We start from the raw sequence: 13785 nt of genomic DNA, 5'->3' as shown, positions 1-13785 counted from the left end.
CCGAAGGCATAGGCACAGTTCGAGACCACGAACAGGACGATACCCAGAGCCAGCGCGCCGGGCGTGACGAAATAGAGCGCCGCGGTGCCGAGGCAGCACAGAATCCACATCACGACCAGAAACGGCTTCTTGCGTCCCGAGCCGTCGGCGATCGCACCGATGATCGGTGCCAGAACCAGGACGATCAAGTTGCTGGTGCCGACCGCCACGCTCCACCACCAGTCGGCGTTGGCGCCGGGCGCCACCAGCTTGGTGAAGTAGATCGAAAACGCGACCGTGACGATGATCGTGGTGTAGGCCGAGTTGGCGAAATCGAACATCGCCCACGAGACGATCTCGCGTCGCGTAACCGGAGGGTAGTTAGGCATCACGAGCCGCAGTGTAGCGTCCAAGGCTCTCGTCTCGTTGCGCGATCATCGGTTTTGCTGGAGCACAACGAGAGGATCCGCCGCATCGGGGACACGATTCCTTCGTGTCCCCTCCCGACTGCTTTTGCCCGAAAAGCCAACCAAGCGGAGGTCCCTCGTTCTAGACTCCTCGTTCGAGAGTCCGAACTTCGAAGACAGGAGAAAACAGAATGTCTCATCGCACTTCCACTTACACCGCTGCTTTCGCGTTCAGTCTCGTCCTCCTCTTTGGCGCAATCGCGAATCCGGTGGCGGTTGCCCAAGAACGGCCGATCAAGATCGCCGTCGTGGACCTCGAGCGACTGGTGGCACAGTCCACTCCGGGCCAGGCGCTCCAGGCTCGTCTCGATCAGTTTCAAAAGACCGTCCAAGCGGAAGGCGAACAGAAAGCCCAGAAGGCCCGCGACATCCGCCAGAAGGCCAGCGACGGCGGCAGCACGCTGTCCCAAGCGGAGCAGGCTGACCTCCAGAAACAGTACGAGGACGCGACCCTGGAGATTCGTCGCTTTCGAGAAGAGAAACAACGCGAAGGCGAGAGGATCCGAAATGAGGGCCTGCGCGAGATCGAAAAGCAGATGGCGCCAGTCTTCCGCCAGGTCCGCGACGAAGGCGACTACGATCTGATCCTCAACAACATTCCGGGCGTCGTCGTGATGGCCAACGAGCGAGTCGATATCACCCAGATGGTGATGGAGCGCTTCAACGCGGCGCAGCAGTAGGCCTGGTTGACCCACCTGGCCGCGATCGCGGGCGTCCTAATCATCTCGTTCTCGGCGATCTTCGTTCGCCTGGCCGGCGTCTCGCCGGATACCGCGGCGTTCTTCCGAACGCTCTACGCGGTGCCCGTGCTCTTGGCTTTGTGGTTCGCATTCGGCCGCTCGTCGGGTTCAGCCGGACGCGCGTGGATGCTCCAGGCAATGGCTCTGGCCAGCGGCATTTTTCTGGGGATCGACCTGGCCGTCTGGCACCGCGCGATCGAGTGGATAGGAGCCGGCTTGGCGACGGTCCTGGGTAACACCCAGGTGATCTTCGTGGGGCTCGCGGCCTGGCTGCTCCACGGCGAGCGGCCGCGGCGGTCGATGTTCGTCGGTATTCCCCTGGCGTTTCTCGGCATGACCTTGGTTTCGGGCCTGGGGCGCGCCGACGCCTACGGTGACAAGCCGCTCCTCGGCACCTTCTTCGGACTTCTGACCGGGATCACCTATGCGTTCTTTCTGTTGCTCTTCCGGCGCTCGTCGCGCGACGAATCGACGCCGTTCGGCGCCTTTTCCGTGGCGACGGTCGGCGCGCTTCTCGCGGCCGGAGGAATCGGCCGCCTGGGCGGTCACCTCGAGCTCGCTTGGAGCTGGCCCGCTCACGGCTGGTTGATTGCAATGGCCCTCGGCTCACAGGTCGCAGGCTGGCTTCTGATCGCCTACGCCTTGCCCCGGCTGCCGGCCGTCGAGACCTCTATCCTCCTGCTGCTCCAACCCATGGCCACCGTGCTCTGGGCCTTCCTGCTCTTCGACGAAGACCTCTCCACGGTTCAATGGCTGGGCGTCGCCCTGGTCCTGAGCGGGGTCGCCCTGCCGAGCGCCGGCTCGGCGGTGCGCTCCTCGCTCAAGGCCATCGGCAGACCCGGCTCGCGGTGCTCGGTTCGGGAATCAGACTGCGCTGGGAACGAACTGAAGGGATGGTAGACCGTACGGGATTCGAACCCGCACGGTGCTTTCCGTCGACACGGAGGTCGACCCTCGCAGTGGACCGGGCTAGAACAGCTTCCTCGGCTCGACGGTCAGGTTCGCGAGCAGGAGCCCGGTCACCAGGGCCAAAGCGATCATGGCCATGGTGAAGCCGGCCTCGACGCCCGAGACGACGTCCTTGGCGATCAGGGCCGAAAGGCTTCGGAATCCGAGACTTCCGGGAACCAGGAGCAGGAGCCCCGGCAGGATCGGGGTCGCCGAGGGGATGTCGCGCCAGCGCGACATGATCGTGCTTACCGTGCCAAGGAGGAAAGCACCGAGGCAGGTACCGAGCTCCAGCCCCAGGTACTCGGTACCGTAGCGGGCTCCGAGAAAGGCGGTCGCGGCGGCGACCAGGATGACCGGCGCGTCTTCAAGACGCGCCTGAAAGAGCACCGAGAGCGCCATGGCGTTGACGACCAAGGCGACCGCCAGAAACGTGAAGGACAGGCTCTCGGGCGCGGTTGCCGCGACCTCACCGAAGAGGCGTGACGCCAGGGCGTTTCCCAGCGCCATGCCGAAGCCGATCTGGAGAAACGTGATCAGCGCGCTCATCAGCCGAGCCGAGCCGCTGACGATATGACGATGCGCCATCTCATTGACCGCGATCGTGAGCGTCAAACCGGGCAAGAGCACGATCAAGCCCGCCAAGGTCGGGATCGACGGAAACAGCGGTCGAACCCAATGAGCGGCAGCCTGAGAGCCGGCGGCACAGGCGATGCCGGCCACGGCCGGCAGCACCAACGCGAACCGGGGCCAGCGACCGGCGAGGAGCACCAGCAGTCCGACCATGAGGCCGAGGCCCAGCGCAACCATGGCTTCTCGCGCGCCACCGCCGAAGAACATCGAAACCACCGCAGAAACCACCGCGAAACCCGTGACCAATGCCACGGGGCCGTAGAGCGGCGGCTTGGCCTCGATCTCGGCGAGCCGATCGGTGGCTTCGCCGGGAGTCGCTCGGCCGGCGAAAACGTCGCGCAGAACGTCGTGCAGGTCGGCGAGCTTGGCGAGATCGGCTTCGCCCTGATCGAGGCGCACCAACGAAGTCCTGGCGGCCTCTCCCTTTCCGATCGAGGTCACGATCGAGGTCGGGGTGACCAGAAACTGCGCCTGAACGTCGAGCTTGGCGGCGACCTTCGAGAGCGCGGCCTCGATCCGGTGGACCGGCATGCCGTAACGATGGAGAGCCCGAGCGAGTCGTTTCAAGAAGCGCGCCGCCCGGCGGTCTTCGGAGACAGAGCCGGCGTCGCTCGCGAAAGCGTTCGACGAGTCGGGAACCAGGGTCATCCGGACGTCAGGGCAGAAAAGCCTTGGTGTTCGCCATCTTCTGCGGCAGATACTCGTCGATGACGTAATTCAAGCCGTGCTTGGCCAGTGCCTGCTGCTCGACGCGCACGCCCATCTTGATCTGGCGCTCGAGGGCCTCCTGCCAGGGCTTGTGATGCCGAACGAAGGGGTCGTTCTTGAGCGCGTCCTTGGCCCGCTTGATGTCGACATCCTTCAAGGGGTGGGTGGGCAGCTTGTAGTCGACGATGTCCTGGGGCGTCACGCCCAGAAAGCGCGCCTGAGGAACGCAGAAGAACTCGTTCATGTGGGCGGCGTTGCCCGAGCCCACTTTGAGCGTGCGATAGATGTTCGAGTAGCCATAGGGGTCGCCGTCGACGAACACATAGACCGGGAGCTTGCGCTCGTCGGCGAGCCTGCGGATGAACCGCCGGCAGGCGCGGGTCGGCACGCCGCCCATGGATACCAGGATGCAGTTGGCACTGCGCCAGTAGGCGTGCTTTACCAGCCGCTGGAACATGCCCGCGGTCTCGATCGCCAGGATGAAGTCGGCCGAGGTCTCGAAGGCGAGCTCTTCGACCGAGATCGGGATCGAGTAGGCCCCGCTGCCGAACTTGGTGCAATCGATGCGCAAGATTTCGCCAGTCTCGCGATCGTGGTCGATCACCACGAGCTCGCCGGCGACGTCGCCGCCCTTCTCCTCGGGGATGAAGCCGAGCTGCTCGCGGTTGACGCCAAACAGCGCCTCGACGTCTTCCATCACGGTGTCGCTCTCCGGCTGCTCCTTGAACCGGCATTCGTCCCAGTTCTTCGAGACGTAGTAGGCCTCCCGCTTGGTGGCGATATCGTCGGTCTCGACCAGCTCTTTCGAGAACGCCATCATACGCAGCGTCTGGGCGAACGTCTTGACGGTGCCGACCGTGAGCGTGCGCTCTTTCTTCTTGCCCTTGATCTCGAAGTAGCCCTTCTTGGCGCGGTAGACGACATTCGAGAGGCTACGGACCGGAAATCTGAGCGACGGCGTCTTGCGGGTAAGGATTTTCGAGTGTACCTTCTTTGCCTCACCTCGAATCTTCGGAACCACCGCAGTCGCCACAACCCGCTTCGGACTCGCGGCCTTCTTCTTGGTCCTCGCGGTCTTCGCGCGCGTTGAGGCCTTGCCACGAACGGTCTTTGTCGCTGCGCGCATCGGGGCCTTTTTCGTTTTCCGCTTCGCCGACTTCTTTGCCGTGCTCTTCGCCATGGGGGGTCCTCCGACCGAGATTCGCCGAGATCATACGGCAGCCTCGTAGAATGTGGGCCGTGAGCGCGACTGTTCGGAAGCTGGGCATCCTCTGGGCGCTCTATTTCGTCCAGGGGTTGCCGTTCGGCTTTCAGGCGACCGCTCTGCCGGTGTACTTGCGCGAGGCCGGTCTTTCGCTGACCGCGATCGGCTTTGCCACCGCGTTGTCTTTACCCTGGATGCTCAAGGCATTCTGGGCCCCGCTGGTCGACCGCTTCGGCTCGAAGAGCTTCGGCCGCAGGCGCTCGTGGATCTTGCCGCTCGAAGTCGTGCTCGCGTCGCTGTGCATCTTTGCGGCGTTCCTGGATCCGGGCTCGGATTTGAAAACCCTGCTGGCGCTCGTCTTCCTGATGAACCTGGCCGCGGCCACCATGGACATCGCGGTCGACGGGCTGGCGATTGACCTGCTGACGTTGCCCGAGCTCGGCAAGGGCAACATCGCCCAGGTCGTCGGCTACAAGATCGGCATGCTGACCGGCGGCGGGTTGCTAGTCTGGGCGAGCGGCAAGATCGGCTGGCAGGGGCTCTTCCTCTCGATGGCGGGGCTGGTCTTCCTGGTCGCGATCGTCACCTCCGCCTACCGCGAGCGCGATCTTTCCGACCCACACGTGCCGACCTCGCCCCTCGAGCACCCGACGATGAGCGCCGTTCTCAGGCTGCTCAAGGAGTCGTTCGCGACGCGCGGCACCGCGTGGCTCATCATTTTCATCGGCACCTACAAGCTGGGCGAGAACATGGCCGACACCATGTTCAAACCGTTTCTGGTCGATGCCGGATTCGCGCGCGAGCAGATTGGATTGTGGGTGGGCACGTGGGGGATGCTGTTCTCGATCCTGGGCTCGGTTGCGGGCGGTTTGCTTGCGAGTCGCATCCGCATGCTGCACGCGGTCGGCCTCGCGGCGGCGTTTCGGGTCCTGCCGGTGATCGGGGAGTGGTGGCTGACCGTTGTCGAGCCGACCTCCGAGCGCGTGCTGGCGGTGACCTGCGCCGAGCATTTCTTCGGCGGCGCGCTCACTACGGCGCTCTTTGCCTACATGATGGCACGGGTCGACAAGCGCATCGGTGCCACCCACTACACGCTCCTGGCCTCGGTCGAGGTCTGGGGCAAGGTGCCGGCGGCCTGGGTCTCGGGGGCGATCACCCAGGCCACCTCCTACACCTTCATCTTCGGCCTGGCGGCCGTCCTGTCCCTGCTGTTCTTGAGCTTGCTGGCGCCGGTCGGCAAGCACGAGCCCGAGCGTTTGAAGACGCGAAGCAGCCAGCCATAACGCCGCTCAGCTCGCCGTTCGACGGCTTGCCGTCGCGTCGTCCCGGAACAGAGCCTTCCCGAGGGCGTCGAAGCCAAGAGCAGGATGCGGCAAACCATCAACAGCAGGGAAAAGAATCGACGCCCCGACGTGTCGCGAAGGACACACCTGCGGAAGAAGCGCCGTGAGCGTCTCGCAGCGAGCCTCTTTGCGCTCGCGAAGGGACGACTCCGGCGCGACACTATCGGTGCAAAGAGAGATCGCTCGCTTGCGCTTGCCGGCTTCGAGCAGACGCGAAACGCGAATCCAAACCTCCCAACGCAGAGCGGGGAGTCGCAAGTGCCAGGCGGCTGAAGGAGCGTCGCGAGCGTCCCGCAGCGAGCCTCTCTGCGCTCGCGAAGGGACGGCTCCGGCGCGACACTGTCGGTGCAGGCCAAGGGATCCCTCGCTGAGCCTCGGGATGAAGCAAGTGTGCTGAATAGCACGCTTGCGTCACATCTTCCGGCTCTTGCGCAGGGTATCGGTGAGCGTCGTCACCACCTTCTTTTCCTGGCGCTCGGAGAGATCCAGGATCTCGCGCAGGGCGATGCCGACGTGGGGGATGTACTTCTCGATGTACTGTCGCTTCCGCTCGGCATCGCGGGCTCTGGCGGCGCGCTTGAGATGAACGCCGAGCCTTCGCCCGACATGCTGGAGAGCGAGCTTCACTTCCTTGATGATCTCGTCGTAGGACGCCACCGCTTCCTTCGATTCGGAGGTAAACGGCACCCACACCGAAGCGATGTGGACCATCAGCAGAAGTGGCCCCGTCGGCGGCGCTCCGCGGGCCTGAAGCAGGCCGTAGCTCTTCCAGTTCGTACCCAGCACGCTCTTGGTCAAGGCGCAGGCACCGGCCTGATAGAGAAGCGGCACCCGGTTGGCGTAGCGGAAGACGGCGGCCAGGTCCTCGGCGCCGAGCTCGCCGCCATGAGCCAGGCCCACCTCGACCTGAAACGGATTCCCACGGTAGACCGCCGGTGACCGGGTGATGGCATCGTAGTACTCGGCCTCGACCTGCTCTTTCAAGCTGGAGAGGATGCGCTCCTCGCCGATCGGAGACAGGCAATCGGTCGGCGGTGCCGGAATCCTGGCCTCGGCGATGGCCGCCAGCAGCAGCTCCACGCGCTCGGGCGAAACCCGCCTCGGGGAGCTCCGCGAGCGCAAGCCCGCCGCCTCGGCCAGGCGTCTGGCAGTGGTTGGACCGACCCGGCTGAACTCGGTCTGGAAGAACTGCTTCAAGGTCGTCGCCTGGGTGTCTTTGAGCATCCGCAAGAGCAGACCGAGCTCGACTCCGTACGGGTGAGGCTTGATCTCGCGCGCCTCGACCGGGAGCTCCATTGAGGCCCGCTTGAAGACGATCGGCTCACTCGTTTCCTCGTCCTCGCCCGGAGGCCAGAATCGGATCTCGACGTGTGGGTTAGCGAGCGTGGTCTGGCGCAGGTAGTTCTCGACGCCGTGCTTGCCGCCACGGTAGACACCTTCGAGCTCGATCTCGACCCGGGTGCCGTGGGCGTCTTCCCAGGGCACGGTCGAGTCCTTCTGGACCACCGGCTGGTTCTTCTTGGTATCGATCACGAGCTCATAGCGATGGGCGGGACGGCGCTTGGACGTTCGGCTCTCGATCACGATCGGCTTGCCCGTCGTGAGCTGACCGTACATGCCGGCGGCGCTGATGCCGATGCCCTGCTGGCCGCGGCTCTGGCGCAACCGGTGGAACTTGGATCCGTAGAGGAGCTTCCCGAAGATGCGCGGGATCTGGTTCTTGAGTATTCCCGGGCCGTTGTCGGTTACCGCGACCCGGTAGCGGTTCTCACCGGTGGCCTCGATCGAGATTTTCAGCGTCGGCCGGATGCCGGCTTCCTCGCAGGCGTCGAGCGAGTTGTCGACGGCTTCCTTGATGGTGGTCAGGAGGGCCTTGGTCGGGCTGTCGAACCCCAGCAAGTGCCGGTTCTTGGTAAAGAACTCGGAGACCGAGATCTCGCGCTGGGCCGCCGCCATCGATCTGGCGGTAGCGCGCCGTCGAGGCTTGGTCGCCGCGACCTTCGGAAGCCGGGTTCGACTCTGGGCCTTGGTCTTCGTCGCGGTCTTCGCCCTCGATTTGGTTTTGGTCTTGGCCATCCTTTTCGGCGGGGCCTTCCTTGCTTTTCGCTTAGCCATCTTGCTCCGCTCGCCGCGGGGAAATTCCGCGACGGCGCCGATGATATCGTCGCTGCTCGTTGACTGCAGACTCTTCTCCAGGAGACCCACAATGTCCCGATTTCCCTTCCACCACTGGGCGTTGATCACTCGAATCTTGGTCCTTGCCGCTTTCGTTGGAGTCAATCCGCTTTCGGCGGCAACCTTGGTTCACGCCGGCAGCCTCATCGACGGCGTCTCGGACAAAGCACTCGGCAACATGACCGTGGTCGTGGACGGCGATCGCATCACTGAAGTTCGTCGGGGCTTCTCGGCTCCCGCCGACGGAGATTCGGTGATCGACCTCTCCAACGCCACCGTCCTGCCCGGTCTGATGGACATGCACGTTCACTTGACCGGCCAGATGAATCCCAGGAACTACCTCGAGCGCGTGCAGAAGAACACCGCGCACTTCGCGATCCAGTCGGTCGAGTACGCCCGGCGCACCTTGCTGGCCGGATTTACGACCGTGCGTAATCCCGGGGACGACGGCACGATCACGATTGCGCTGCGCGGCCAGATCGACAGAGGCCTGGTGCCGGGGCCGAGGATCTTCACCGCCGGCAAGAGCCTCGCGACAACCGGCGGCCACGCCGACCCCACCAACGGTCTACGAGAGGACCTGACCCGTGACGCCGGTCCCGAGGACGGCGTCGTCAACGGTCCCGAAGACGCGGCCAAGGCCGTGCGTCACCGCTACAAAGAGGGTGCGGACTTCATCAAGATCACCGCCACCGGCGGTGTGCTCTCGGTGGCGAAGAGCGGCCAGAATCCGCAATTCACCGAAGAGGAGCTCCGCGCCATCGTCGCGACCGCCAACGACTACGGCTTCCACGTCGCGGCCCATGCCCACGGCGCCGAAGGCATGAAGCGCGCGGTGCGCGCCGGCATCACCTCGATCGAGCACGGCACCCTCATGGACGAAGAGACCATGGAGCTGATGAAAGAGCACGGCACCTACTACGTGCCAACCATCCTGGCCGGCGAGTTCGTCGCCGAGAAAGCGAAGATCGACGGATACTTTCCGGAAGTGGTTCGCCCCAAAGCCGCCGAGATCGGGCCCAAGATCCAAGAGACCTTCGGCAAGGCCTACAGGGCCGGCGTCAAGATCGCCTTCGGTACCGACTGCGGCGTGTCGCCTCACGGTGGCAATGCTGAAGAGTTCTCGCTCATGGTCGAGGCCGGCATGCCGCCGATGGCAGCGATTCAGTCGGCGACCGTGACCACTGCCGAGCTTCTGAAGATCGACGACAAGCTGGGCTCCATCGAAGCCGGCAAGATCGCCGACCTCGTGGCCGTCCCGGGCGACCCGCTCAAAGACATCTCGGTGCTCGAAAACGTCAGTTTCGTCATGAAGGAAGGCGCCGTCTACAAGGATGACTCGCTGGCTGCGATTCCAAGTTTGAGTCAACCTCGGGATTGACATCTCCCTGGTACAAAGACGGGCTGCGATTCGGCTGCACCGGCTGCGGTAGCTGCTGTCTGATCGATGGCTACGTCTGGGTCGACCGCAACGAGATTCGGCAACTGGCAGAACACCTCGGACTCGAGCTGAACGACTTCGGCCGCAAGTACCTGCGCCAGGGCGGGCGCCGCCACAGCCTGACCGAGATCCCCTTTCCCGGAGACTCGGACAAGAGGGCCTGCATCTTCTGGGACGGCAAATGCACCGTCTACGACGCCCGCCCTCGCCAGTGCCGGACGTTTCCTTTCTGGAGGGAGAATCTGGCGACTCCCGAGGACTGGAAAGAGACCGCGGAGCTCTCGCCGGGGGTCGACAAGGGGCGGCTCTATGAGCTCGAAGAGATCAACCGGCTCGCAGTCGGCAAGGGCGAGACCTCGTAGAGAGGATTCATGACTCGCGCGCCTGGGTCGCCGTTCGAGAGCGGCCCGGAGCGAGCCTCTCTTCGCTCGCGGAGGGACGGCTCCGGCGCGACACTCTCAGCGTTCGGTCATCCGATCACTTGTCGAACAGCTTGAGCACCGCAATGGTCGCGGTGACACCGTCATCCGGACCTTCGACCGCGATTCCGAGATCGACGTTGATCAGAGTGCTCCAGGGTCCGACCATGGTCCCGGCCACTCCGACACCGGCCAAGAGTTCTTGATCGAACCCTGAAATCTCTTCGGTCGCCAGGGCCACATCTGCCAGGGCCTCGAGCCGGAATGTACCGCCGACGTTCCAGCCGTAGTTCAGGTGCGCCGCCAGCGTTTCGTCCGCCCGGATCTTGCCGGTCTCGTAGCCGCGTACCCGAACGCTCGAAAAGGTGCCGAAGTCGAACTTCGAAAAACGATCGAGATTCGAGCCGTCCAGATACTCGACCTCGACGCCGAACTTCAGGAACTTGGGCAGGTGCCAGGTTTTGCCGAGCGCGACATTCCAGGTGCTGTAGGTGTCGTCGTCGGCTTCGAACTCGGTGTTCCCGGGGAGTCCCCAGAAGTCCCAGTCGCCGCGCAGGTGTCGACTGCCCCGTACCCGGAAGCGATAGCCCTTGCGGTTGTACTTCGCGGTCAACCGGAATTCATGGTTGAGATGATTCGATGGTAGAACGAAGTCCTCGGCCGTGTTGTCTCCGCGCCGAAAGCTCTGGTAGCCGAGTTGGTACTGAGCTTCGATCTTGGCGAAGTTGCCGAGCGGACGACCGAGTTTGAGGTCGAAATTCGGATTGGATGTCTTCACCTCTTCCAGGGTCGCCTCCTGTCCGTCGCGAAAGAGCGTGTCGTCACCGCGTAAAGCAAAGGCGAAAGCGTCGATACCGAAATCCCACTTCGTGCCGAGAAAATTCGGATCGCTGATTGCCACCGTGGCCAGCGGCCCGGCGAAGAAGATGTTGGCCTGGGTGCCGGTCTCGCGCCAGTCGAACCAGAACCAGTTCATACCGGCCAGAGGAATCGGGAAGTCCTGATTCTCGTCATAGAAGACACCGCCGACAAGAAAGCGGCGCTTCTTGTCGAACTCCTCCTTGACCACACGCTCACCGGTCTCCTCGTCAACAACCAGGTATTTCAATCCTTCTTCGGTATCGCGAACGATGGTGGCCTCCGAATCGAGCGCCGCCTGGCGCTCGGCGTCGAAGCTCGCCGGGTTTATGCGAACATTGTCGAGGAGAATCTCGCGCTCGACCACGGTCGTGCCTCCGAGGAGCGACCAGATCTGTTGCCCGACCAGGCGAGTCGGGATGTAGTAGCTCGCCGCCGACCAGGGTGCTGACGCCCCGTCGGTGGTCAGCGGGGCGAACGACAGGGTTTCCTCGTTCGAGATCACTTCACCCTCGAGGCCGAGCTGGACCGTACGAGTCTTGACGCGAGCGTAGATCTCGCGATCGATCCAGACCGTGCCCTGGTAGAGCGTGCGCTCCGGAGTCACCTCGACCGCCGGGGCAAAATCGACAACCCAGCAGTCTCTTCCCGCTATTTCCTCGGTGCCACGCAACTGGTATCGGTATTCCTTGGAAAAGGTGATCTCGACCGGCAGCGCCGCGGCTTTTTCGGGCTGTACCAGCGGAATCTCGGGAATCGTCTTCCTCTTCCAGCGCACGCCGTTGACCATGAACTCCTGCCAGACCCAGTCATAGCCGCCGCCCTGCTGGAAGAAGTACGGGCCTTTGAACGTCGCCTCGAGCGTTTGACTCGTCGTGCCGAATTGAAACCGCAGATGAGAGGTGTTGCTGGCAATGTATGAATCGATCTTTCGGGCCTGGGCGTCCTCGAACGCCTGGTGGCGCCTCAGGATCTCCTCGACCGGCATCTGCCGGGTGTCGCTCACCAGAACCTCTTCTTCCAAGCCAAGGATGCCTTCGAGCTCGGCCGCGGTCATGCGAGCGAGCGACAGAACCACGACCCCGTCGGGGTCCGCGATCTCGACCGAGAAGCTCTCCGCGTCGCGCGCGATGCCGTACTGGCGCAGCGTCTCTCCGGTCTCGAAGTTGATGATCGCGGGATCGCGCAGGTGGGGATCGGAGAATCGAAGAGCCAGCTCATCGGCGCCGTCGGGCGCGTTGGCAATGACTCGCAGGCTCAGGTCTTCGCCTCGGACAAACGCCCAGGCACCCTCGGCTCCTTCGGGAGAGCTGGTGGGATCGGGCGAAACGTCTCCCGAAAACTCGCGAGAGAGAAGCTTCAACCGGCGTGCCGTCGGACCGGATATCGAGTCCACCGAGAACATCGCCACGTCCACTCCCAGGTAGGCCAGACGGGCGGCCTCGCCGAGCACCCTCGACTCGGGCTCGGGCATGGGCAACGAATCAACCACTACTACCGCTCCGGGGTCCTGCACACGAATCTCGGTCAAGGCCTGGATCAGCACATCGTCGGAAGCCGGAGTCAGGGCGACGGCATCGGCATAGGCCGCGACCTCCTCCGCGAAGAACGTTCGCACGGCTTCGGCATTGGGAAGCGGCGACGACACCACAAGCGCGCCCGGCTGCGCGCCACTGACCGCCACCGCTGCCCTCTTGAAAAGAAAGGCGTAGTCCTGCCACGAGGCCGAACCTCGCGCCGACCAGGCGATCTGGAAGTGCGTACCGTCCGGGCTCGAGCGCGCCAGCAAAGCCAGGGTCTCGAGCTCCAACGCCAGCTCACCGATATTGTCGAGCAGCGGCGGCGGCGTAGTGAACTCGACTCTCAGCCAAGGTGTGATCTGTTCGGCCGCGAGGGCAGCAAAGCCGGTCTCCAGTGCCGTCCTGACCGCGCCGCCGGGTGTGCCGGGGTTGTCAGAGGCAGAGTCGACGTCGGCCAAGGAGACGCTGCGCTTGACCAGAAGCAACGCCTCCTCTTCGAGAGCCGGCCCTTGGGCCAGCGCAACCGCTGCCGCGCTCCAGTCCGACACCGCGACACCCGCACAGGGTGTGCAGCGCTTGGCCGCTCGAGCCGCAGGGGCGGAAAAGGACAGAATCAGAGCCAGCGCAACCGCTGTGAAACAGCTTTTCATCATCAAGAGCCTCTTCGATAGTTGAGGGCATAGCCCGGAACTTCGATTCCGCTTGCAAGATCCGGTGCATCTATCGGAATCCCAGCCTCGAGCCCCAAGGGGATGACGCCGGCCCACATGCCGAGATCGAGATCTTCTTCGTTGTCACCCGGAGGACCGGTTCGGATCTTGGCCGAGGCCTCATCGAGCGGGAAGGCCAGGACCTCGGTTGCGGCTAGCTCCTGCCGGTCGGCCGGTCGCGAATCTGCGCCGCGGCCCGGGGCCAGATGCTCGACCAGGATATCCAGTGCCCGTCGCTTCTCGGCTTCCTCCCGAATCGGGGTGGCGCAACCCAGAGCCACCACCGAGCGGTAGTTCATCGAGGAGTGAAACTGAGATCGCGCCAGCACCAATCCGTCAAGCAGAGTCACCGACACGCAGGCGTCGAATCCCTCGCGTAGGTGTTTGAACATGCGGCTTGCAACCGAACCGTGGAGGATCAGTCGGTTCCCATCGCGACCGTAGCCGGTCGGAATCACGTACGGCTGCCCGTCGACCGCAAAGCCCACATGGCAGATGAAGCCCTCATCGAGGATGGCGTGAATCGTGGCGGCGTCGTAGTGGCCGCGATCCGATATTCTGCGTACCCGAGTGCGTGGTGTCGACATGGCGCGAACGCTACCGCAGAAGGCGCGTCTGCAGAAACCTTTGCCCCCTCGGA

The 13785-nt window shown here is 63.8% G+C and carries 11 protein-coding genes; 5 read left to right on the top strand and 6 right to left on the bottom strand.

Annotated elements, in window-relative coordinates:
• A partial coding sequence (locus tag GY769_00850) for an MFS transporter (GenBank protein MCP4200465.1) occupies positions 1-392 on the bottom strand: 392 nt, incomplete at its 3' end.
• Between the two features lie 185 nt (positions 393-577).
• On the opposite strand from GY769_00850, the gene GY769_00845 reads away from it, so the two are divergent.
• Positions 578-1126 carry an OmpH family outer membrane protein gene (locus GY769_00845; protein ID MCP4200464.1) on the top strand — a complete coding sequence of 183 codons (549 nt, stop codon included), beginning with the start codon at positions 578-580 and terminating at the stop codon, positions 1124-1126.
• Between the two features lie 6 nt (positions 1127-1132).
• Positions 1133-2086, top strand: coding sequence for an EamA family transporter (locus GY769_00840; protein MCP4200463.1), 954 nt, complete (start codon positions 1133-1135; stop codon positions 2084-2086).
• A 69-nt stretch (positions 2087-2155) separates the two neighbouring features.
• On the opposite strand, the gene GY769_00835 is transcribed toward GY769_00840, so the two are convergent.
• A complete protein-coding gene (locus tag GY769_00835) occupies positions 2156-3334 on the bottom strand; it encodes a threonine/serine exporter family protein (GenBank protein MCP4200462.1) in 1179 nt (392 codons plus the stop codon).
• Positions 3335-3422: 88 nt separating this feature from the next.
• A complete protein-coding gene (locus GY769_00830; GenBank protein MCP4200461.1) occupies positions 3423-4601 on the bottom strand; it encodes a DNA topoisomerase IV subunit A in 1179 nt (392 codons plus the stop codon).
• Positions 4602-4705: 104 nt separating this feature from the next.
• Here GY769_00830 and GY769_00825 point away from each other — a divergent pair, with 104 nt between their 5' ends.
• Positions 4706-5962, top strand: coding sequence for an MFS transporter (locus GY769_00825; GenBank protein MCP4200460.1), 1257 nt, complete (start codon positions 4706-4708; stop codon positions 5960-5962).
• A gap of 471 nt (positions 5963-6433) precedes the next feature.
• Here the strand turns inward: GY769_00825 and GY769_00820 are convergent, their stop codons facing one another.
• Positions 6434-8098 (bottom strand): DNA topoisomerase VI subunit B, encoded by a 1665-nt coding sequence (locus GY769_00820; GenBank protein MCP4200459.1) that lies wholly within the window; start codon positions 8096-8098, stop codon positions 6434-6436.
• Between the two features lie 130 nt (positions 8099-8228).
• Between GY769_00820 and GY769_00815 the strand changes: the two genes are divergently transcribed.
• Positions 8229-9578 (top strand): amidohydrolase family protein, encoded by a 1350-nt coding sequence (locus GY769_00815; GenBank protein MCP4200458.1) that lies wholly within the window; start codon positions 8229-8231, stop codon positions 9576-9578.
• A complete protein-coding gene (locus GY769_00810) occupies positions 9575-10000 on the top strand; it encodes a YkgJ family cysteine cluster protein (protein ID MCP4200457.1) in 426 nt (141 codons plus the stop codon). The genes GY769_00815 and GY769_00810 overlap by 4 nt, the downstream gene beginning before the upstream one ends.
• A 115-nt stretch (positions 10001-10115) precedes the next feature.
• Here the strand turns inward: GY769_00810 and GY769_00805 are convergent, their stop codons facing one another.
• On the bottom strand, positions 10116-13088 hold the full coding sequence (locus tag GY769_00805) for a hypothetical protein (GenBank protein ID MCP4200456.1): 2973 nt from the start codon (positions 13086-13088) through the stop codon (positions 10116-10118).
• Positions 13088-13732, bottom strand: coding sequence for a pyridoxamine 5'-phosphate oxidase family protein (locus GY769_00800; GenBank protein MCP4200455.1), 645 nt, complete (start codon positions 13730-13732; stop codon positions 13088-13090). Before GY769_00800 ends, GY769_00805 begins: the two co-directional genes overlap by 1 nt.
• Between the last annotated feature and the right edge of the window lie 53 nt (positions 13733-13785).

The sequence above is a fragment of the bacterium genome, assembly GCA_024224155.1.
Classification (GTDB): Bacteria; Acidobacteriota; Thermoanaerobaculia; order Multivoradales; family JAHEKO01; genus CALZIK01.
Note: the sequence above shows the minus strand (reverse complement) of the source record. Positions and strands in the feature narration are given on the sequence as shown.

Bases quoted from the DNA above. Each gene is read 5' to 3' on its own strand.
- GY769_00820 (MCP4200459.1), bottom strand. From the start codon at position 8,098: ATGGCCAAGACCAAAACCAAATCGAGGGCGAAGACCGCGACGAAGACC.
- GY769_00830 (MCP4200461.1), bottom strand. From the start codon at position 4,601: ATGCGCGCAGCGACAAAGACCGTTCGTGGCAAGGCCTCAACGCGCGCG.
- GY769_00815 (MCP4200458.1), top strand. From the start codon at position 8,229: ATGTCCCGATTTCCCTTCCACCACTGGGCGTTGATCACTCGAATCTTG.
- GY769_00805 (MCP4200456.1), bottom strand. From the start codon at position 13,088: ATGATGAAAAGCTGTTTCACAGCGGTTGCGCTGGCTCTGATTCTGTCC.
- GY769_00800 (MCP4200455.1), bottom strand. From the start codon at position 13,732: ATGTCGACACCACGCACTCGGGTACGCAGAATATCGGATCGCGGCCAC.
- GY769_00825 (MCP4200460.1), top strand. From the start codon at position 4,706: ATGTGGGCCGTGAGCGCGACTGTTCGGAAGCTGGGCATCCTCTGGGCG.
- GY769_00845 (MCP4200464.1), top strand. From the start codon at position 578: ATGTCTCATCGCACTTCCACTTACACCGCTGCTTTCGCGTTCAGTCTC.